This window comes from Streptomyces sp. NBC_00234, assembly GCF_036195325.1.
Classification (GTDB): Bacteria; Actinomycetota; Actinomycetes; order Streptomycetales; family Streptomycetaceae; genus Streptomyces.
Map to the genome: position 1 here is coordinate 3,978,642 of NZ_CP108101.1, position 19,817 is coordinate 3,998,458.

At 71.2% G+C, this 19,817-nt stretch carries 19 protein-coding genes; 11 read left to right on the forward strand and 8 right to left on the reverse strand.

Features of this window, described 5'->3' with window-relative positions; genetic code table 11:
* Positions 1–17: 17 nt before the first annotated feature.
* On the reverse strand, positions 18–1,085 hold the full coding sequence (gene trpS / locus OG230_RS17350; protein ID WP_328911138.1) for a tryptophan--tRNA ligase: 1,068 nt from the start codon (positions 1,083–1,085) through the stop codon (positions 18–20).
* Positions 1,086–1,405: 320 nt separating this feature from the next.
* Between trpS and OG230_RS17355 the strand changes: the two genes are divergently transcribed.
* From OG230_RS17355 to OG230_RS17385, 7 genes are all read left to right on the forward strand, one after another.
* The gene (locus OG230_RS17355) at positions 1,406–2,137 is read left to right on the forward strand and encodes a flavodoxin family protein (RefSeq protein ID WP_328911139.1); all 732 of its coding nucleotides are present in this window, start codon (positions 1,406–1,408) and stop codon (positions 2,135–2,137) included.
* Positions 2,138–2,278: 141 nt separating this feature from the next.
* The gene (locus tag OG230_RS17360) at positions 2,279–2,575 is read left to right on the forward strand and encodes a DUF3303 family protein (protein ID WP_328911140.1); all 297 of its coding nucleotides are present in this window, start codon (positions 2,279–2,281) and stop codon (positions 2,573–2,575) included.
* Positions 2,576–2,661: 86 nt separating this feature from the next.
* Positions 2,662–4,482, forward strand: a complete 1,821-nt coding sequence (locus OG230_RS17365) for an alkyl/aryl-sulfatase (RefSeq protein WP_328911141.1) — start codon at positions 2,662–2,664, stop codon at positions 4,480–4,482.
* A 12-nt stretch (positions 4,483–4,494) separates the two neighbouring features.
* On the forward strand, positions 4,495–6,192 hold the full coding sequence (locus tag OG230_RS17370; protein ID WP_328911142.1) for a SulP family inorganic anion transporter: 1,698 nt from the start codon (positions 4,495–4,497) through the stop codon (positions 6,190–6,192).
* An 83-nt stretch (positions 6,193–6,275) separates the two neighbouring features.
* Positions 6,276–7,370, forward strand: a complete 1,095-nt coding sequence (locus OG230_RS17375) for an LLM class flavin-dependent oxidoreductase (RefSeq protein ID WP_328911143.1) — start codon at positions 6,276–6,278, stop codon at positions 7,368–7,370.
* A gap of 5 nt (positions 7,371–7,375) precedes the next feature.
* Positions 7,376–8,035, forward strand: coding sequence for an FMN reductase (locus OG230_RS17380; RefSeq protein ID WP_328911144.1), 660 nt, complete (start codon positions 7,376–7,378; stop codon positions 8,033–8,035).
* Between the two features lie 92 nt (positions 8,036–8,127).
* Complete coding sequence (locus OG230_RS17385; RefSeq protein ID WP_328911145.1) at positions 8,128–8,550, forward strand: universal stress protein; 423 nt, start codon at positions 8,128–8,130, stop codon at positions 8,548–8,550.
* Between the two features lie 53 nt (positions 8,551–8,603).
* Here OG230_RS17385 and OG230_RS17390 read toward each other — a convergent pair whose 3' ends face one another.
* The 5 genes from OG230_RS17390 to OG230_RS17410 form a co-directional block, all read right to left on the reverse strand.
* Entirely contained in the window at positions 8,604–8,969 is a 366-nt protein-coding gene (locus tag OG230_RS17390) for a hypothetical protein (protein ID WP_328911146.1), read from the reverse strand.
* 98 nt (positions 8,970–9,067) lie between these two features.
* Positions 9,068–10,171, reverse strand: coding sequence for a MerR family transcriptional regulator (locus OG230_RS17395; protein ID WP_328911147.1), 1,104 nt, complete (start codon positions 10,169–10,171; stop codon positions 9,068–9,070).
* An 89-nt stretch (positions 10,172–10,260) separates the two neighbouring features.
* Positions 10,261–11,121 carry an ABC transporter permease gene (locus tag OG230_RS17400; protein WP_328911148.1) on the reverse strand — a complete coding sequence of 287 codons (861 nt, stop codon included), beginning with the start codon at positions 11,119–11,121 and terminating at the stop codon, positions 10,261–10,263.
* Positions 11,118–12,089 (reverse strand): ATP-binding cassette domain-containing protein, encoded by a 972-nt coding sequence (locus OG230_RS17405; protein ID WP_328911149.1) that lies wholly within the window; start codon positions 12,087–12,089, stop codon positions 11,118–11,120. The genes OG230_RS17400 and OG230_RS17405 overlap by 4 nt, the downstream gene beginning before the upstream one ends.
* A gap of 101 nt (positions 12,090–12,190) precedes the next feature.
* Positions 12,191–12,604 (reverse strand): hypothetical protein, encoded by a 414-nt coding sequence (locus OG230_RS17410; protein ID WP_328911150.1) that lies wholly within the window; start codon positions 12,602–12,604, stop codon positions 12,191–12,193.
* Positions 12,605–12,722: 118 nt separating this feature from the next.
* Between OG230_RS17410 and OG230_RS17415 the strand changes: the two genes are divergently transcribed.
* From OG230_RS17415 to OG230_RS17430, 4 genes are all read left to right on the forward strand, one after another.
* Positions 12,723–13,613: a hypothetical protein gene (locus OG230_RS17415; RefSeq protein ID WP_328911151.1), complete on the forward strand. Its 891-nt coding sequence runs from the start codon at positions 12,723–12,725 to the stop codon at positions 13,611–13,613.
* 95 nt (positions 13,614–13,708) lie between these two features.
* Positions 13,709–14,659: an NADP-dependent oxidoreductase gene (locus OG230_RS17420; protein WP_328911152.1), complete on the forward strand. Its 951-nt coding sequence runs from the start codon at positions 13,709–13,711 to the stop codon at positions 14,657–14,659.
* Between the two features lie 52 nt (positions 14,660–14,711).
* Complete coding sequence (locus tag OG230_RS17425) at positions 14,712–14,957, forward strand: DUF2630 family protein (RefSeq protein WP_328911153.1); 246 nt, start codon at positions 14,712–14,714, stop codon at positions 14,955–14,957.
* 56 nt (positions 14,958–15,013) lie between these two features.
* The gene (locus OG230_RS17430) at positions 15,014–16,960 is read left to right on the forward strand and encodes an FUSC family protein (protein WP_328911154.1); all 1,947 of its coding nucleotides are present in this window, start codon (positions 15,014–15,016) and stop codon (positions 16,958–16,960) included.
* A gap of 49 nt (positions 16,961–17,009) precedes the next feature.
* Here OG230_RS17430 and OG230_RS17435 read toward each other — a convergent pair whose 3' ends face one another.
* Together OG230_RS17435 and OG230_RS17440 are read right to left on the reverse strand one after the other, a co-directional pair.
* Complete coding sequence (locus OG230_RS17435; protein ID WP_328911155.1) at positions 17,010–17,417, reverse strand: RNA-binding S4 domain-containing protein; 408 nt, start codon at positions 17,415–17,417, stop codon at positions 17,010–17,012.
* 98 nt (positions 17,418–17,515) lie between these two features.
* Positions 17,516–19,585 (reverse strand): PhoX family protein, encoded by a 2,070-nt coding sequence (locus OG230_RS17440; RefSeq protein WP_328911429.1) that lies wholly within the window; start codon positions 19,583–19,585, stop codon positions 17,516–17,518.
* Between the last annotated feature and the right edge of the window lie 232 nt (positions 19,586–19,817).

The following is a 19,817-nucleotide window of genomic DNA, read 5'->3' on the forward strand; positions in this document are numbered from 1 at the left end:
CCGGCTCCCGCCGGCGGTCAGCGCAGGCCGCCCATGGCCTCCCTCACCTCGTCGAGGGTCCGCTCGGCGATCTCGCGGGCCCGCTCGTTGCCCGCGCTCAGCACCGACCGTACGTACGCCATGTCCTTCGCGTACTCCGCCCGCCGGGCCCGGATCGGCGCCATGCGCGTGTTGACGGCCTCGGTCACCGTCCGCTTGAGGACGGCGGCGCCGCCGTTCCCGATCTCCTCGGCGAGCCCGTGCGGATCGCGGTCGAGGCAGAGCGCGGCGAGCAGCACGAGGCCCGACACCCCGGGCCTGCCCTCCGGGTCGTACGTGATGTGGCGTTCGGAGTCCGTCTTCGCGCCCTTGATCAGGCGCGCCGTCTCGTCGGCGTCGGCGGAGAGCGCGATCGAGTTGGCGCGGCTCTTGCTCATCTTGGTGCCGTCGGTGCCGAGCAGGAGCGGGGCGTCGGAGAGCAGGGCGTCGGGTTCGGGGAACACCGCCCCGTACCGCTCGTTGAAGCGCCGGGCCACGGTCCGGGTCACTTCGAGGTGCGGCAGCTGGTCCTGGCCCACCGGCACCAGGTTGCCCTTGCAGAAGAGGATGTCGGCGGCCTGGTGGACCGGGTAGGTGTACATGAGCCCGCTGACCGAGGACTGCCGGGAGTGCGCGATCTCGTCCTTCACCGTGGGGTTGCGGCCGAGTTCGGCGACGGAGACCAGGCTCAGGAAGGGCAGCATGAGCTGGTTCAGGGCGGGGACGGCGCTGTGGTTGAAGATCGTCGTGCGCGTGGGGTCGATCCCGATCGCCAGATGGTCGAGCACCAGCCCGTCCACGTACTCGGGGAGCCGCTCGGCGATGTCGCGGTCGGTGAGCACCTGGTAGTCGGCGACGAGCACGAAGACCTCCACGCCGAGGTCCTGGAGCCGGACCCGGTTGTGGAGGGTGCCGAAGTAGTGCCCGAGGTGGAGGGCTCCGGTGGGCCGGTCGCCGGTCAGGACCCGGAAGCGTTCCGGGGTCCGTGCGAGCTGCTGCTCCAGCTCGGCGCTGCGGAGCCGTGCGGGGGTGGTCAGGTTGTCGGAAGCGGTGACGGTCGTGGTCATGGTCTCTCCTCGCGTGTGCGATGCGTGGAGGACGGCCCGCCGAACCCGGGATCCGTGCCGCCCGGAGGCAGCGAGAAGGGCCGTCCATAGCGAACGGCCCTGGTTCCGTGCAGATGAGGTGGCCGCTCCTAGGAGGAGCGCCACCAGTTCCGGCACGGTACGGAGGTCATGGGGGCGAGTGTACCGGCCGGTCGGCCGCGGCGTCCTCGGCGAACCTGCTGCGTACGGGTGGACACCGCGCGCCCTTGCCTCCGTACCGGCCGTCGCGGCGGTAGACCGGGGCACGCCGCACGTTCTTCCGCACGCACAGAGGAGCCCCCATGGTGCCGCCCGTCCCCACCGATGACGCCTACCGCTTCGACGGTCTGCGCGCGCTGTACATCAACTGCACGCTCAAGCCGTTTCCGGAGGCCAGCAACACGGACGGTCTGATCGAGCGGAGCCGCTCGGTGATGGAGGCGCGCGGCGTCACCACCGAGGTCGTCCGGGCCGTCGACCACGACATCGCGACCGGGGTGTGGCCGGACATGACGGAGCACGGCTGGGAGACGGACGCCTGGCCCGCGCTGTACGAGAAGGTGATGGCCGCCGACATCCTGGTGCTGTGCGGGCCGATCTGGCTGGGCGACAACAGCTCGGTGATGAAGCGGGTCGTCGAGCGGCTCTACGCCTGTTCGAGCATCCTCAACGACAAGGACCAGTACGCGTACTACGGCCGGGCCGGGGGCTGTCTGATCACCGGGAACGAGGACGGCGTCAAGCACTGCGCCATGAACGTCCTCTACAGCCTCCAGCACCTGGGCTACACGATCCCCCCGCAGGCCGACGCGGGCTGGATCGGGGAGGCGGGGCCCGGGCCCTCGTACATGGATCCGGGGTCGGGGGGCCCGGAGAACGACTTCACCAACCGCAACACGTCCTTCATGGCCTGGAACCTGATGCACCTCGCCGCCATGCTCAAGCGCGCGGGCGGCATCCCGGCCCACGGCAACCAGCGCTCCGCGTGGGACGCGGGCTGCCGTGCGGACTCCGCCAACCCGGAGCACCGCTGATCCGGGGAACCTCCGGCCCGGACGGCGGACGAGATGTTGCCGCCCCCACCGCCCGAGGCGAGCCTGGACGGGACGTCCCCAGGTCTCAGCGAGCGCGGAACTCACCGCGCCGGTCGTGGTGGGCGCGAGGAGCGGACTGCGATGAGGGTCATGTTGAGGGCGCACCTGGACACCCAGGTGTCGAACGCGGCGGTCAAGGACGGCACGCTGCAGCAGGTCATGCAGAAGATGGTGGAAGAGCTGAAGCCCGAGGCGGCCTACTTCGGTCCCAGCGAGGGCGGGCGGTCCTGCACGTTCGTCTTCGACATGCAGGACAGTTCGCGACTGCCCACCATCGCGGAGCCGCTCCTCGACCACCTCGGCGCGAGGATCGAGATCCAGCCGGTGATGAACGGCGAAGACCTGAAGAAGGGTCTTGCCGCGGTGAAGCGGGACTGACCCCGGAGCAACCGCCCGGCCGGTCCGGGCGGTTGCCGAACGGGGCGAAGTGCGCATTTCGCCCAACTCGTTTCTACTGGGGTGTCATGAGCGACCTTCCGTTCCATGACACGACCGATTTCGAGAACGCCGACCGCGGTTTCGTCGCCGCCCTGAAGCCCGCCGTGGTGAAGGGGGACGACGGCCGCGTCGTCTGGGACAACGACGCCTACGGGTTCCTCGAAGGCGACTGCCCCGACACCGCCCACCCGAGCCTCTGGCGTCAGGCCCAGCTCGTCTCGCGGCAGGGGCTCTACGAGGTGGCCGAGGGGATCTACCAGGTCCGCGGCCTCGACCTGTCGAACATGACGCTGGTCGAGGGCGACACCGGTGTCGTCGTCATCGACCCGCTGATCTCCTCGGAGACCGCTGCCGCCGCCCTCGCGCTGTACCGGAGCGAACGCGGCGACCGGCCCGTCACGGGAATGATCTACACGCACTCGCACGCCGACCACTTCGCCGGCGCCCGCGGTGTCCTCCCCCACGGCCACCCGCCGGTGCCGATCCTCGCGCCCGCCGGCTTCCTGGAGCACGCGGTCAGCGAGAACGTGTACGCGGGCAACGCCATGACGCGGCGCGCCGTCTTCATGTACGGCGACCGGATCGAGAAGGGCCCGGAAGGACAGATCGGCGCCGGACTCGGAATGACCACCTCCACCGGGAGGACGGCCCTCGTCCCGCCGACCGTGGACATCACGCACACCGGGCAGGAGGAGACGGTCGACGGCGTACGGATCGTCTTCCAGATGACGCCCGGTACCGAGGCCCCCGCGGAGATGAACTTCCTCTTCCCGGACCGCCGCGCGTTGTGCCTGGCCGAGAACGCCACCCACAACATGCACAACGTCCTGACCCTGCGCGGCGCCGTCGTCCGTGACTCCCGCATCTGGTCGCACTACCTCGACGAGGCGATCGAGCTCTTCGGCGACAAGCTCGACGTCGCCTTCGCGTCGCACCACTGGCCCACCTGGGGCCAGGAGAACGTGACGGAGTTCCTCACCGTCCAGCGCGACCTGTACGCGTACATGCACGACCAGACCCTGCGGATGCTCAACGAAGGTCTGACCGGCCGCGAGATCGCCGAGGAGATCGCGCTGCCTCCGGCGCTGGAGAACTCCTGGCACGTCCGCGGCTACTACGGCTCGCTCAGCCACAACGTGAAGGCGATCTACCAGCGTTACATGGGCTGGTTCGACGGCAATCCGGCCCACCTGTGGGAGCACACCCCCGTCGAGGAGGCGAAGCGCTACGTCGACTGCATGGGCGGGGCCGACGCCGTCGTCGCGAAGGCGCGCGCGTACGCCGAGAAGGGCGATCTGCGGTTCGCCGCGACCCTTCTCAACCACGTCCTGTTCGCCGACGACACGCGGGCGCAGGCGCGTGCCGACCTGGCGGACGTGTACCGCCGGCTCGGTCACGGCGCGGAGAACGGGCCCTGGCGCAACTTCTTCCTGATGGGCGCCAAGGAGCTCACCGAGGGCGAGAGCCCGATGCTGCTGGACACCGCCAACCCCGAGATGGCGATGGCGCTCACCGTCGAGCAGCTCATCGACTCGCTCGCCGTACGGGTCGACGGCCCCCGCGCCTGGGACAAGGACCTGGTCATCGACCTGGACGTGACCGACCTGGGCACCCGGCACCGCCTCACCCTCCACAACGGGGCCCTCACCCACCGCGCCGTCCCCGACTCCGCACCGGCCCGGACCCCGGCGGCGCTGACGCTCACCCTGACCAAGCCCCAGCTGCTGGGCCTCCTCGCGGGCAGCAGCCTCGACGGGATCACGCAGGAGGGTGATCCGGCGGTGTTCGGCACGCTGCTTTCGGTGCTCTCGGAGCCCGACACGGCCTTCCCGATCGTGACCCCGTAGGGAGACGCCTCCTTGCGCACCAGGAAGACGAAGCTGGGCCGGCCGACACCCTCCGACGTGTCGGCCGGTCTGGTGACCGGGCTCTTCTCCATCCCGGAGGGCATGGCGTACGCGGCGATCGGCGGCTTCAACCCGGTCACCGGTATCTACGCGGGCGTCGTCCCGACCATCCTGGGCTCCTTCTTCGCCCGTACCGTCCTGATGGTCACGACGCTCACCTCCGCCATCGCCCTGACCTCGCAGAGCGTGCTCTCCGGAGCCCGTCTGGACCCCAAGGACGCGGGGAACGTCGCGACGGTCGCGGTGCTCGCCGGGATCATCATGGTGGCGCTAGGGCTGCTGAAGCTCGGCGTCGTCATGAGCTTCGTCTCCAATGCCGTGATGACCGGCTTCTCGACCGGCATCGCCCTCCAGATCATCACCGGGTCCCTCGACGACGCCACCGGCTACGAGCCCGAGGGCCACAACCGCCTCACCCAGCTCGTCGACTGGCTGATCCATGCCGGGGACTGGAAGCTCACCACCACGCTGACCGCCCTCGTCACCGTCGCCGTGTGGGCACTCGTCCGGCTGGTCGGGAAGCTGGAGCCGGTCTCGATCCTGATCGCGCTGGTGGTCGTCAGCCTGGGCGTCGGGGTGCTGGCGGTCGATGTGGAGCTGGCCCGGGACATCGCCGAGATCCCGGCGGCCCTGCCCCACTTCACCGCGCCCGATCTCTCGGCGGTCGGCACGCTGCTCCCCGGCGCGTTCGCGATCGCCCTGGTCGCGCTGGCGCAGGCCGCGTCCATCGGCCCGACCGTGCCCAATCCGGACGGCACCAAGTCCTCCGTCGACGGCGACTTCGTCGCGCAGGGCATCGGCAACATCGGCGGCGGGCTCTTCGGCGCCCTGCCGGCGGGCGGCTCCATGTCCCGTACCGGAGTCGCGGTCGGCGCGGGCGCGAGCACCCGGTGGACCGGGATCTTCGCGGGGGTCTGGCTGGCCCTGCTGGTGCTGACGCTCGGCTCGCTGGCGGAGCGGATCCCGATGCCGGTGATCGGCGGCCTGATCATCGTCATCGGCTGCGAGCTGATCTGGGGGCGCCGCAAGGACATCCTGCTGGTGATGCGGACGTCACCGCTGTCGGCGGCGGCCATGGTCGTCACCTTCGTCGCCACGACCCAGCTCCCCCTCCAGCAGGCCATCGTCGTCGGCGCGCTGCTGTCCCTGCTGCTGTACTGCGTGCAGGCGGCCCGGCAGGGCGGGCTGCGCGGACTGGAGCGCGGCACGGGACCGGGTGCGTGGCGGTTCACCGAGCCGCCGGCACGGGTCGGGCCCGGCGAGGTCGTCGTCCTCTTCTACGACGGTGCGAGCCTGTTCGCGGAGGCACCCCGGATCGACGCCCAGTGGCCCGACGTGTCGCAGGCGCGGGGCGCGGCGGTGGTGCTCTCGCTCCGCACCGCGCCCGACGTGCCGTCCTCGGTGGTGCTGAAGCTGCTGCGGCGGTACGCCCGGGACCTGGAGCAGCACGGCGGGCGGCTCTATCTGGCGGGGGTCGAGCCGGGCCTCGCGCAGGTGCTGCGGCGGACCGGGATCACGGCGGAGCTGGGGGAGGACCGGGTGCTTCCGGCCCGGGAGGAGATCTTCCGGGCGCAGCGGGAAGCGATCGCGCGGGCCGAGCGGTGGGTCGCCGAGCAGCGGGAATCGCCGCGTCCGGGGGGTGCGGAATAGGTCGCGGGGGTGCCCGGTTGTAGGGTGTGTTCATATAGTTCAATCTTCAACCAAATCAATTCGAGCATCTGGAGGCGGGCGTCATGCAGTTCGGGATCTTCACCGTCGGAGACGTCACCACCGACCCCACGACCGGCCGGACACCGAGCGAGCACGAGCGGATCAAGGCGACCATCGAGATCGCGCTCAAGGCCGAGGAAGTGGGCCTGGACGTCTTCGCGACCGGCGAGCACCACAACCCGCCGTTCGTCCCGTCCTCCCCGACGACCACGCTCGGCTACATCGCCGCCCGCACCGAGAAGCTGATCCTCTCCACGTCCACCACGCTGATCACCACCAACGACCCGGTGAAGATCGCCGAGGACTACGCGACCCTCCAGCACCTCACGGACGGCCGCATGGACCTGATGATGGGCCGGGGAAACACCGGACCGGTCTACCCCTGGTTCGGCAAGGACATCCGCCAGGGCATCCCGATGGCGATCGAGAACTACGCCCTGCTGCACAAGCTGTGGCGCGAGGACGTCGTCGACTGGGAGGGCAAGTTCCGCACGCCGCTCCAGTCCTTCACCGCCACCCCGCGCCCGCTGGACGGCGTCCCGCCGTTCGTCTGGCACGGCTCCATCCGCTCGCCGGAGATCGCCGAACAGGCCGCGTACTACGGCGACGGCTTCTTCCACAACAACATCTTCTGGCCCATGGAGCACACGGAGAAGATGGTCGCCCTCTACCGCAGGCGCTACGCCCACTACGGGCACGGCACCCCCGAGCAGGCCATCGTGGGCCTCGGCGGCCAGGTGTTCATGCGGAAGAACTCGCAGGACGCGGTACGGGAGTTCCGGCCGTACTTCGACAACGCACCGGTCTACGGCCACGGACCCTCGCTGGAGGAGTTCACCGAGCAGACCCCGCTGACCGTCGGCTCCCCGCAGGAGGTCATCGAGCGGACCCTGTCCTTCCGTGACTCCGTCGGCGACTACCAGCGCCAGCTGTTCCTGATGGACCACGCGGGACTGCCGCTGAAGACGGTCCTGGAGCAGCTCGACATCCTCGGCGAGGAAGTCGTGCCGGTGCTCCGCAAGGAGTTCGCCCGGCTGCGCCCGGCCGGCGTGCCGGAAACCCCCGTCCACCCGGCGGTCACCGCCGCCCGTACGGCCGCTGCCGCCAAGGAGGTCTGAACACCGTGTTCGCCACCGCACCCCTGAAGATCGTCGCCGTCTCGGCCGGGCTGAGCAGCCCCTCGTCCACCCGGCTGCTGGCCGACCGGCTGGCCGAGGCCGCCCGCGAGCGGCTGGAGGCCGACCAGGACCGCAGGGTCGACGTCCAGGTCGTCGAGCTGCGCGACCTGGCCGTCGACATCGCGAACAACCTGGTCACCGGCTTCCCGCCGCGCGCCCTGAAGGACGCGATCGAAGCGGTGACGGAGGCGGACGGACTGATCGCCGTGACGCCGGTCTTCACCGCCTCGTACAGCGGGCTGTTCAAGTCGTTCTTCGACCTGATCGACCACACCGCGCTGACCGGCAAGCCCGTCGTGATCGCGGCGACGGGCGGCACGGCCCGGCACTCCCTGGTCCTGGAGCACGCGCTGCGCCCGCTCTTCGCCTACCTGCGGGCCGTCACCCTGCCGACGTCCGTGTACGCGGCGTCGGAGGACTGGGGCTCGTCCGGCGACGAGTACACCGAGGGCCTGCCCTCCCGCATCCGCCGGGCGGGCGGCGAGCTCGCCTCGGCGGTCCTGGGACGGACGGTCTCCGGGGCCTCGCGGGCACTCGGCCTGGACGACGGCGAGGACGCGGTCGTGCCGTTCGAGCAGCAGCTCGCCGATCTCCGGCTGGACTGACCCCCGTACGCCGACCCGCGAGGGACGCAATGTCCGGTTTGACTACAGTTGGACCGAACGTCGAATCAAGCTGAACCGAGCTGGAGGCAGACATGGGCAGAATCGTCGTGGGCGTGGACGGCTCCGAGCCGTCGATCAAGGCGCTGCACTGGGCCGTACGCCAGGCCGAGCTGACCGGCGACTCCGTCGAGGCCGTGAACAGCTGGGAGTACCCCGCCACCAGCTGGGCGTCCATGATGCCGGGCATGCCGGAGGACTTCGATCCGCAGGCCGTGGCGACCGTGGCGCTCACCGAGGCGCTGGAGGAGGCCCTCGGCGCCGAGGGAGCGGCCGGCGTCAGCAAGGTCGTGGTGATCGGCAATCCCGCACAGGCCCTGCTGGACCGGGCCAAGGGCGCCAGTCTGCTGGTCGTCGGCGCACGCGGCTACAGCGGCTTCAAGGCGACGCTGCTCGGCTCGGTCAGCCTGCACGTCGCCCAGCACGCATCGTGCCCGGTGACGGTCGTGCGCGACTGAGGGGGAACGACGGAGGAGGGGCGGCCCGCGGTGCGGGCCGCCCCTTCCGTGCGTCAGGCGGACTGCGCCTTCACGTGGTCGATCACCTCGTTGAACTCCTTGGTCGGCGAGAAGTCCACGTACTCGCAGTCCTCCAGCGCCTCGGGGGCGTGCCCCGGCGACCAGTAGAACGCCTGCCCCGCCTCGTAGACCTCGTCCCCCGCCGCGGTCCGCATCTTCATCCGGCCCTTGAGCAGGTATCCCCAGTGGGGGCACTGGCACAGGTCATCGGGCTGGCCCTTGAGAGCCGGCGCCATGTCCGTGCCCTTCGGGAACCGCACGAAGGCGACCGTCATGTCTCCCCCGACGTCCCGCATGCGCAGTTCCACACCGTCGCCTTCGATGGCGACGGGCGTGTCCGTCCGTGTGAGTGCCGTCATGACTCCTCCAGGGCCTGTCGGCTGTGCGCGCCCGAGCTTCTCCCCCTTCAAGTCTGTTCCCCGCCCCGGCCCCGTGCGACCTGTACGGACTCCGTCCGTCACAGGGCGACGACGTCCGCGACGACGCAGGCCAGGTTGTCGGGGGCGCCCGCGTCCGCGGCCAGCGCGGCGAGGTCGCGGACGGCCGCTTCGGGGCCGTCCGCGAGGATGACCGACCGGGTCAGGGCCGCCTCGTCCACCACCGCGGACAGCCCGTCCGAGCAGAGCAGATAGCGGTCGCCCGGCCGCACGTCGTGCAGCCGCACCGCCGGCCGGGACGGCCCGTCGGCCTCCCCGCCCGCCAGCGCCCTGAGCAGCAGTGCGCGCTGCGGGTGCGAGGCCGCCTCCTCCTCGGTCAGCGAACCGTCGTCGATCATCGTCTGCACCAGGCTGTCGTCGTGCGTGATCCGCACCAGTTCACCGCCGCGCAGCAGATAGGCCCGCGAGTCACCGATGTGCACGAGACCCAGCCGGGAACCGGTCCACACCATCGCGGTGAGCGTGGTCCCCGACTCGGCTGGGGCCTCGCCCGTCGCGACCGCGTCCCGCACCGCCCCGGAGGCGCGGTCCGCCGCGTCCTCCAGGAGGTTCAGCAGGTCCGCGGCACTGACCGCCTCCCGCGCCACCGGCTTCAGGGCCTCGATCGCCGCCGCGCTCGCCCCGGCCCCGCGTTCCCCGAAACCGTCGGCGACGGCCAGCAGCCGGGCCCCCGCGTAGGCCGCGTCCTGGTTGGACTCCCGTACCGCTCCGGTGTCCGTCAGTGCCGCGTACCGGATCCCCAGCGTGCCCAGGCCCTGCTTGCCGTGCTCTGTCATCGTGCCGTCCTCCGTGGAGAGATGGTCGACGAGGAAGGCCGCCAGATCGCGCCGGGCCGCCGTCTCGGCCTCCACCCGCGCCCAGTACGCCCGGATCTCCGCCGCCGCCGCGCCCGCGTCGAGCGCGGTGACCTCGGCGATCCGGCCGAGCGGCATCCCGATCCGGCGCAGCCAGGCGACCAGCCGGGCCGTCTCCAGCTGCGCCGGCTCGTAGTACCGGTAGCCGTTCGCCGGATCGACCAGGGCGGGCCGGAGCAGGCCCAGTTCGTCGTAACGGCGCAGCGCCTTCGCGGAGAGCCGGGACATCCGGGCGAACTCGCCGATCGTGACCGGTGCCTCGCGCTCCACACGTACCTCCTCGTACCGGGCGGTTCCCGTCCGGCCCCACCGATGCTGGGGTTTCCCCCACGGGGAAGGTCAAGGACGCGGGCGTCCGGTCACTTCCGGTTGTAGAGCCTCATCGTCACCGAGCCGAACACCACCACGAAGAGCGCCGACCACCCCAGCGACCAGGCGATCTCCGTCGCGGGCCAGTTACCGGCCATCAGCTCCCGTACCGCGGAGGCCAGATGCGTCACCGGGCTGTTGTTCACGAACGCCTGGAGCCAGCCCGGCATCGTGCTCGGATCGACGAACACGTTGCTCAGGAACGTCAGCGGGAAGATGACCATCATGCTGACGCCCATCACCGACTTCTCGGTGCGCAGCATCAGCCCGAACATGGTCCAGATCCACGAGAACGCGAACGAGAACACCACCAGCAGGGCCACGCCCGCCAGCACTCCGACCGGTCCGCCGCCCGGCCGGTAGCCGATGATCATGCCGACCGTCAGCATCACCGCCGAGGCCAGCACGTAGCGCAGGACGTCACCGAGCAGATAGCCGACCATCGCCGCGGGCCGCCAGACGGGCAGCGTACGGAAGCGGTCGAAGACTCCCTTGGCGATGTCGGTGTTGACCGCGACACCCGTGTACATCGTGATCATCACGACGCTCATCACCAGGATGCCGGGCAGCAGGAACTGGATGTACTCCTCGGTGGAACCGGCCAGCGCACCGCCGAAGAGGTACGTGTACATCAGCACCATCATGATCGGGAACGCCGTCACGTCGAAGAGCTGCTCCGGCACATGCTTGATCTTCAGCATGGCCCGCCACCCGAACGTGAGGGACGCCGACAGCGCGCTCGGCCTCGGCGGTCGCTCCTGGCCGACCAGCAGGGCCGTCAGGCTCTCCGCGTCGGGCGCGGCGAGCGCGGCGTCCCCCGGCAGGCCGGTCCGGTCCGTCGTGGTGGTCATGCCGCCACTCCCTTCCTGTCCGTGAGCGCGAGGAAGACCTCGTCGAGGCTGGGCTGTCCCAGCGAGAAGTTGTCCACGGTGATGCCGCAGCGGGCGAGCTCCGCGAGGGCGCGTGCGGCCTGTTCCGCGGCGCCCTGTTCGGTTCCGTGCCCGCTGACCCGGGCGGTGAGCGCGACCGGGTCGGGGTCCAGCTGCACGGTCGCGCCCAGCGCGACGGACAGCACCCGCTCGGCCTCGGGGCGCTGGGCGGCCTCCCGCAGACGCAGGTGCACGGAACCGGCGCCGACCGATGCCTTCAGCTCGCCCTTCGTGCCCTCGGCGATGACCCTGCCGTGGTCGATGACCGCGATCCGGGACGCCAGCTGGTCGGCCTCGTCCAGATACTGCGTGGTCAGCATGACCGTCGTGCCCTGCGCGACGACGGCCCGCACGATGTCCCACACCTGGTTGCGGCTGCGCGGGTCGAGCCCGGTCGTCGGCTCGTCGAGGAAGAGCAGATCCGGGGTGTTCAGGATGGACGCGGCGATGTCGATGCGGCGGCGCATACCGCCCGAGTAGTTCTTCACCTGCTTGCCCGCGGCCTCGCTCAGACCGAACGCCTCCAGCAGCTGCGCGGAGCGGGTGCGCGCCGCCGGCTTCGTGTGCCCGAGAAGGCGGGCGAGCAGCACCAGGTTCTCGGTACCGGTCAGGTCCTCGTCCACCGAGGCGTACTGCCCGGTGAGGCTGACCAGGCCGCGGACGGCGTCGGCCTCCTTCACGACGTCCTTGCCGAACACCCTCGCCTCCCCGCCGTCCGGGCGCAGGAGGGTCGCCAGCATCCGTACGGTGGTGGTCTTCCCGGCGCCGTTCGGTCCGAGTACGCCGTAGACCGTGCCGGGCGGGACGGCGAGGTCGACGCCGTCGACCGCTCGGTTGTCACCGAAGACCTTCACCAGCCCGTTGGTCTCGATGGCCAGTTGCGTCGTCATGTTCCGTTCCTTGTCGGGTCGGGGAACCGGCGGGGACACGGCGAAATGCGACCGCCAGAGCGATCCGGCGGTCGCGACCACGGTCGGACGGGCACCCGTGCTCAGTCCTCCCGCGTGTAGTAGACGTAGAAGGCGACGCAGAACACACCGGCTCCCACCAACGCTCCCATTCCGGCGGACCTCAGCACGCTGGTATCGGTGAGACTCGTCAGAAATCCGATGGCGCAGGCCGTCAGCGCACCGAACGCCGCCGCCCGCAGTTCACGCGGCAGCGCGTGCCGGTAGCGGCCCAGCACGAAGCAGAGAGCGGCGAAGACGACACCGGAGACCACTCCGAGGACGACCTGGCCGCCGGTGGACGGACCGCCGTCCCGGTCGATGAACGCCGCGTAGAAACCGAAGATCACGCCCAGTGCCACGGGCACTGCCCAGGCGAGCGGGCCGTGGTGCCGGGCCGTCGTGCCCGTACGGGACCCGTGGGATCCACGGGACGGCACGGCTGCGTGTGTGGCCATGGCGGAGAGCTCCTTCCCTCGCCCCCGTTTCTCCAGATCACACCCGACCGCGCCGCCCGGCAACTCGAATGGCGTACGGCCCGGGGCGCTCCGGTCCCGTACGGGATTCCCTGAGCGTGTGCGCACCTACCTCTCCGTGGCCCTGTCAGCGGTCCTGATCGTCCTGCTCGCCGTTCTGGTGCCCCTGAGCGCGCTGTCGGCCTGGGTCGACCTGGAGATCGACGACACCGACCGGTACGTCGCCGCCCTCTCCCCGCTCGCCTCCGATCCCGCCGTGCAGAGCACGGTGACCGACCTGATCACGGACGAGGCGATGAAGCGGCTGGATCTGGGGCCGCTCCAGGAGGCCGTCGAGGAGCTGCTGCGCGGTGCCGTGCAGTCCTTCACCACGACGGAGTCGTTCCAGAACGCCTGGGACCTCGCGAACCGCACGTCCCACGAGACGGTGACCGAGGCGCTGGACGGTGACAGCGGGCAGGCCGTGACCATCGACCTGGCGCCGGTGATCGAGCAGGTCAAGCAGGATCTGGTGAAGGACGGGGTGCCGTTCGCGGAGCAGATTCCCGTCCAGCACACCGATATCACCCTGCTCTCCGCCGACCGCGCGGACCAGCTGCGCGACAACGCCGGATGGCTGCGGTACTCCAGCGTCTGGCCCGCGATCGGCACCCTGGTACTGCTCGTCCTGGTGGTGGGCATGGCGGCGGTACGCAGCGGACTGCGGGGCGCGCTGTTCGCCACGGCGGTCGCGGGGGCGGGTCTGGTGGTCGGCGCGCTGGTGCTGCGGCTGGTGGTCGCGGTCGGCCGCGACCGGGTGCTGGACGAGGTGCCGGCCGCCGACCGGGACGGGGCGGCGGCGGTGTTCGACGCCCTGACGGACTCGCTGCGGACGACGGTGTGGGCGGTGCTGCTGGCAGGGGCGGTGCTGGCGGTCGGCGCGGTGGTGACCCGGGTGCTCCTGAACCGCCGGGCGACCCCGCCCCGCCGGACGGGACAGCCGGTTCCGTGAGGGGCCGGGAGCCCGCGGAGCCCGACATGCGCTCCCGCGCGGGCCGGGCGAGAGTGGGAATCGTGACTGCCGGGGGCGAGTGAGAGGTCTTCCGCATGCGAGCCATCGCCGTCCGCACGTTCCGCGCGGAGCCCCGACTCGTCGAGGTGCCCAAGCCCGAGCCCGCGGCGGGCGAGGTGCGGGTGAAGATCGAGTACGCGGCGCTCAACCCGCTCGACTGGCAGACCGCCGACGGCGCCGGGGGCGATCCGGACCAGCAGGAGTTCCCGCTGATCATCGGCGTGGACTTCGCGGGCAGGGTCGACATGATCGGCAGCGGCGACAACACCTTCCGGGTGGGCGACGCGGTCCTCGGCCGGGTCACGACGAAGCTTCCGGGGACCGGAACGTACTGCGAGTACGTCTCGGTGCCGCAGGACTCCCCGATCGTGCTGGCCCCCCGCGACCTGCCGCCGCGTACCGCCGCCGCACTCCCCTCGGCCGGGATGGCCGCCGCCCAGATCCTGGAGGCGGTCGCGGTGCGTCCCGGCGGGCGGCTGCTCGTCATCGGCGCGGCGGGCGGCGTCGGCAGCTGCCTGACGCAGCTCGCCACGGCCCGTGACGTGCGGGTCCTCGCGGCGGTGCGGGGCGACGAGCAGACCCGGATGGGCGCCCTGGGGGCCACGGTCACCATCGACACGACCGCCGGGGAAGGGGCCCTGGAGGCGGCCGTACGGGAGGTGTGCCCGGACGGCGTCGAGGCGGTCGTCGATCTCATCTCCACCGACCCGGCCGCCTTCGCCGCGCATGCCGCGCTGGTGCGTACGGGCGGAGTCGCCCTCAGCACCAGGGGCGCGGCCGGTCCGGGAACCGCCCCCACCGGCACCAGGTGCGCCGACTTCCGGCTGGCGCCGACCGCCGTCCTGCTCGCCACTCTCGCGAAGGCGACCGCGAGCGGGGCGCTGCACGTGCCGATCGGCAGCGAACTCCCGCTGGAAAAGGCCCCGCAGGCACTCGCGGAGAACCGTGCGGGCGGGGCGCGCGGCAAGACCGTCTTCGTGCTCTGACCGGACACCGACCCCCGAATCCGGCCACCTCGACACAGCTGAGAGAGGCGTCATGGGCGACCAGGACATCTTCGACAACATCGACAGCCTGATTTCCGAGGAACGGGCCCTGCGCGGCCGTTCCACCGAGAAGATGGGCCTGTCCGCCGAGGAGAAGGCCCGTCTGCGTACGGTGGAGGTCGAACTCGATCAGTGCTGGGACCTCCTGCGCCGGCGCCGCGCCCTCAGCGAATTCGGTGAGGACCCGTCGACGGCGAAGGTCAGGCCGGCCGAAGAGGTCGAGAACTACGAAAGCTGACTGAGCGGCACGCGCGGCACAGGACAGCAGCGGGGAACGCACGGAGGGGGCACGCAGTGGCCGGGGCCGACGCCGGACAGAAGCGCGCGGCACCGCCGCCCTGGCTGCTCAGCGGGCTGCTCCCGCAGTCCGCCCCCATCCCCTGGGCCGCCGTCGCGCGCGCCTCCGTGGCCCTGGCCGCCCCGCTCGCCGTCGGTTTCGCCGTCGACCGGCCGACTTACGGCGCGCTCGTCTCGATGGGCGCCCTGTCCGGTGTCATCGGTGACACGGCCGACGCGTACCGGATGCGCATCCTCAACATCGCCGTCCCGCAGCTGTTCGGCGCGCTGGGCATGATGCTCGGCACCCTCGTCTTCGATACCGGCTGGGCGGCCGTCGCCGTGCTCACCGTCGTCGCCCTGGTCTCCGGGATGATGTCGACGATCGGCGCCGTGGCCTCGGTCTCGGGACTGCTGCTCCTGCTCAACTCGGTGGTCGGCGCGGGGCTGCCGATGCCGAACCCCTGGTGGGTGGCGCCCCTGCTGCTGACGCTCGGCGGCCTGGTGGTGCTCGTCCTGACGCTGCTCGCCTGGCCGCTGCGCGGGAAGCTCCCCGAGCGGGCCGCCGTGGCCGGCACCTACCGGGCCATCGCCGACCTGCTGACCGCCGCCGGCACACCCGCGTACGAGGAACGGCGGCAGGACGTCACCCAGTCCCTGAACGCCTCCTACGACCTGATCCTCGCCCGCCGGGCGCGCTACCACGGCCGCAGCACCTCCATGGTCCGGCTGCTGTCCCAGCTCAACGTCGTCATCCCGCTCGTCGAGGCCGCGCCCGCGGTCCATCTCACGCGACGCCCGCTGCCCGACCCGATCCCGGCGGCGGTGCGCGCGCTGGCGGACGACATCGAGCAGAGCCGCACCGGCGCCGCGGTACCCGAACTCCCGGCCCCCGACTCGCCCGCCACCCGGGCGGTGGACAGCGCCCTGCGGCACACGGCGGCCGTCGTCCACAAGGCCGAGCCCGACCCCTACAACGTGGACGACCGGCTGGGCCGGCCCGCCGCGCTCGGCGTCCGCATCCGGCGTACGACCCGCAGTGTGCTGTTCTCCGAGACGTCCTGGCGGTACGGGCTGCGCCTGGCCCTCTGCATCGGCCTGGCCCAGGCACTCACCTCGCTGGTCGACGTGGAGCGCTCCTACTGGGTCGCGCTGACCGTCACCTTCGTCCTCAAGCCGGACTTCGGATCGGTCTTCTCCCGGGCCGTCCTGCGCGCGGTCGGCACGGCGGCAGGGCTGGTCGTCGCGACCCCGGTGCTGGCCGAGGTGCCCATCGGCTGGTGGGACGTCCCCGTCATGATGGTCCTCGCCGCGCTCATCCCGGCCCTCACCGCCAAGGGGTACGCCTTCCAGACGGCGGCCATCACCCCGGTCATCCTGCTGCTCTCCGACCTGCTGAACCACCAGGGCGTCGACCTGGTGGCGCCCCGTCTCCTGGACAGCCTGCTCGGCTGCGCCATCGTCCTCGTGGCGGGCTATCTGCTCTGGCCGGAGAGCTGGCACACCCGGATCGGGTCACGGCTCGCGGGCGCGGTCACGGACATCGCCGACTACGTCGCGTGCGCCTTCGACGGCGAGGAAGGCGACCAGGCGGAACGGGTGCGGGCGCGGCGGCGGCTCTACCGCGACCTGTCGGCCGTGCGGTCCGAGTTCCAGCGGGCCCTGACGGAGCCGCCGCCGGTCGGCGCGCGTGCCGCCGCGTGGTGGCCCCTGGTCGTCGCCGTCGAACGGATCGTGGACGCGACGACGGCGGCCCGGGTCCGGGTCAACCACGGGGCTCCGGCGCCGCTGCCCGGCGAGGTGGCCGCGATCGAGCAGCAGCTGCGGGAGCTGTCGGAGGGGCTGCGGTCGAGCGAGGTGCTGGTGGAGGTGCGGGCCGAGCTGCCGGGTGACGAGGACAGCGTGCTGGAGCCGCTGCGCCAGGAAGTGGCAGCGGCCAGAGCGATCGCCTCGCCTCAGCCGTAGTCCCGGCCCTGCGGGCTTCCGGTCGGCTGTTTCACGTGAAACGTCCTGGTCACCGATCCGGCCCGGGGCCGCGCTCCTGAAGGCGCTCCATCTCGCGCCGGTCGCGCTTGGTGGGCCGGCCGGTGCCACGGTCGCGTACGGGAACCTGGAGGGCGACCTCACGGGGCGGCGGGGGCGGACTGTTGTCGACGAAGCACTCGACCGCCACCGGCGGGCCGACCCGCTTCTTCACGATCTTCGACACGACCACGATCCGGTCCCGGCCGTCGTGCCGGAGCCGCACCTCGTCGCCGGTGCGCAGCGCCTGGGCGGGCTTGGCCCGGTCCCCGTTGACCCGCACATGTCCTGCCCGGCAGGCGGCTGCGGCCTGCGACCGGGTCTTCGTCAGCCGGACCGACCAGATCCAGGCGTCGACGCGGACGCTGCCCTCCGCCTGCGGTGCCTCACCGGAAACCATGGGGCCGACTCTAATGCGGTGCACACGCGCGGGGCGCCGTACCGGCGGACTTTCCGTCCGCCGGTACGGCGCCCGTACACAGAGGCCACGCGGATCGGTCAGACGCCGATGTCCCGGCCGTCCCGACGCCACACCGCGACGACGGACGGGCGGACGATCTTCCCCGGACCGTCCGGCCAGCTGCTCGCCGGCTTGTCGACGGTCGCGCCGTCGATCTCGCCCGGGTGCTGCACGGCGACCAGGACGCGACGGTCCTGGATCACCGGGCCGCAGGTCTCGGCACCGGTCGGGACGGTGAGGAACTGCTTCAGCTCACCGCGCCGCTCGCCCTGCGTCGCGACACCGAATAGGCCGTCGTGGGAGCCGAGCTGGTTGCCGTCCGTGGAGATCCACAGGTTGCCGTGGTCGTCGAAGGCCACGTTGTCCGGGCAGGAGATGGGGCTGACCTTCTCCTTGGGGAAGCCGGAGAAGTACGTCGCCGGGTCGTTCGGGTCGCCCGCGACGAGGAAGAGCCGCCAGGCGAAACCGTCGCCCGCCGGGTCGTCCCAGTGCTCCGCCAGTTCCAGGACCTGGCCGTGCTTGTTCAGGTTGCGCGGGTTCGCCTCGTCCGCGGCGGCCTTGCCGGCCTTGCCGCGGTCGGTGTTGTTGGTGAGCGCGATGTACACGCGACCGGTGCGCGGCGAGGGCTCGACGTCCTCGGGGCGGTCCATCTTCGTGGCGCCGACCTTGTCACCGGCCAGACGCGTGAAGACGTACACCTCCTCGGCCGTCATGCCGGGCACGTGCGAGGTGTTGCCCGTCGCCAGCGGAATCCATACACCGCTGCCGTCGAACTCGCCGTCGGAGGGAAGCTTCCCGGTGCCGTCGAACTCCTCGGCCGGGGAGTCGCCGGTCAGCTTGGCGACGTACAGCGTGCCCTCGTCCAGCAGGGTCAGGTTGTGCTCGCGGGCGGCCCGCGAGTTCCCCTTCTTCATCTGCTTGCTGGAGACGAACTTGTAGAAGTAGTCGAAGCGTTCGTCGTCGCCCATGTAGACCACCGGGCGCCCGTCGGCGGTCAGCCGGGGTTGCGCCGCCTCGTGCTTGAAACGGCCCAGCGCGGTCCGCTTACGGGGGGTGGACTCCGGGTCGAACGGGTCGAGTTCGACGACCCAGCCGTGACGGTGCGGCTCGTTGGGCTCCTGAGCGACGTCGAAGCGCTTGTCGAAACGCTCCCACTTGCGCTCGGTGGCGGTGGAACCGATGCCGTACCGCTTGTCGGTGGCGCTCGAACCGTTGGCGAAGTACTGGTTGAAGTTCTCCTCGCCGTGCAGGGTGGTGCCCCACGGCGTGGTGCCGCCCGCGCAGTTGTTGAGCGTGCCCAGGACCTTGCGGCCGGACGGGTCGGCGGAGGTACGGAGCAGAGGGCTGCCCGCGGCCGGGCCGGTGACCCGGAACTCGCTCGTCGCGGTGAGACGGCGGTTGAGCGGGTGACGGCCGACCGCGCCGAGCTTTCCGGTGCGGTGCTCCTCCTGGACCACGACCACGGAGAGTCCGTGCGCCGCCCAGGCGATCTCGACCTGCTCGCGGGTCGGATTGGCCGGATCATAACCACGGAACATGAGGTTCTCGTCCGTGTACTCATGGTTGGCGACCAGGACCTGACGGCCGTGCTCACCCCGGAGCGGGAGCAGCGAGAGGAAGTCGACGTTGTAACCGAACTGGCCCGCCTGCGCCTTCGCCGTCTGACGGTCCGGGTCGAAGGCGGGGGCGCCGCGCAGGATCGGCTCGCCCCAGCGGAGAACGATGTTCTGGTCGTAGCCGTCCGGGACGGTGACCTTGTCGTCCTTGTTGGGTGCCACCGGCGAGAAGCGCAGACCACGAGCGCCCGAAACGCCGGGCTTGTGCGAGTAGTTCGGCGTACGGCCCGTTCCGGCGAGGGCGGCGGCCTCGGCCTGCGGGGCGGCCGGACCGGCGAGGGCGGCGGTCCCGGCAGCAGCGGCAACGGTCACCACGGCGGCGGCGCGCATCATCGACCGGCGCGACAGGGCACCGGCGATGACATCGCCGGCGTACTCGTTGTCGCTGGTGTTCGGTATCTCCTGGAAGCAGGCGTCGCCGCAGCGATAGCGGCAGGTCAGCCCAGAGCGCCCGCCCGGATGCGAGCTGATGAGCGGCAGCAGATTGCGCACGTGGTTTCCCTCCATCTGTGTGTCCTGCGTGACGGTAGGTGCGCATTCACGCGGTACGAGGGACTCCCGATGAACGGGGGGTGAAGTCCGGGCCACCGCTGCTCTCCACGGTTGGCCGGAATTCGGCAATGCCTCGGTTCGGGCTCGGTTGAGGCTCAGTTGTCCACGGGGCGGGCCGTGCCGCCGAACGGCCGGATCCGGCCGCTAACCTTACGTATCCGCCCTGGCCAGG

What these genes read in the sequence shown, in the direction of transcription:
- trpS (WP_328911138.1), bottom strand. Translation starts at nt 1,085, where the DNA reads ATGACCACGACCGTCACCGCTTCCGACAACCTGACCACCCCCGCACGG.
- OG230_RS17355 (WP_328911139.1), top strand. Translation starts at nt 1,406, where the DNA reads ATGGTGCCGCCCGTCCCCACCGATGACGCCTACCGCTTCGACGGTCTG.
- OG230_RS17360 (WP_328911140.1), top strand. Translation starts at nt 2,279, where the DNA reads ATGAGGGTCATGTTGAGGGCGCACCTGGACACCCAGGTGTCGAACGCG.
- OG230_RS17365 (WP_328911141.1), top strand. Translation starts at nt 2,662, where the DNA reads ATGAGCGACCTTCCGTTCCATGACACGACCGATTTCGAGAACGCCGAC.
- OG230_RS17375 (WP_328911143.1), top strand. Translation starts at nt 6,276, where the DNA reads ATGCAGTTCGGGATCTTCACCGTCGGAGACGTCACCACCGACCCCACG.
- OG230_RS17385 (WP_328911145.1), top strand. Translation starts at nt 8,128, where the DNA reads ATGGGCAGAATCGTCGTGGGCGTGGACGGCTCCGAGCCGTCGATCAAG.
- OG230_RS17390 (WP_328911146.1), bottom strand. Translation starts at nt 8,969, where the DNA reads ATGACGGCACTCACACGGACGGACACGCCCGTCGCCATCGAAGGCGAC.
- OG230_RS17400 (WP_328911148.1), bottom strand. Translation starts at nt 11,121, where the DNA reads ATGACCACCACGACGGACCGGACCGGCCTGCCGGGGGACGCCGCGCTC.
- OG230_RS17405 (WP_328911149.1), bottom strand. Translation starts at nt 12,089, where the DNA reads ATGACGACGCAACTGGCCATCGAGACCAACGGGCTGGTGAAGGTCTTC.
- OG230_RS17410 (WP_328911150.1), bottom strand. Translation starts at nt 12,604, where the DNA reads ATGGCCACACACGCAGCCGTGCCGTCCCGTGGATCCCACGGGTCCCGT.
- OG230_RS17420 (WP_328911152.1), top strand. Translation starts at nt 13,709, where the DNA reads ATGCGAGCCATCGCCGTCCGCACGTTCCGCGCGGAGCCCCGACTCGTC.
- OG230_RS17425 (WP_328911153.1), top strand. Translation starts at nt 14,712, where the DNA reads ATGGGCGACCAGGACATCTTCGACAACATCGACAGCCTGATTTCCGAG.
- OG230_RS17435 (WP_328911155.1), bottom strand. Translation starts at nt 17,417, where the DNA reads ATGGTTTCCGGTGAGGCACCGCAGGCGGAGGGCAGCGTCCGCGTCGAC.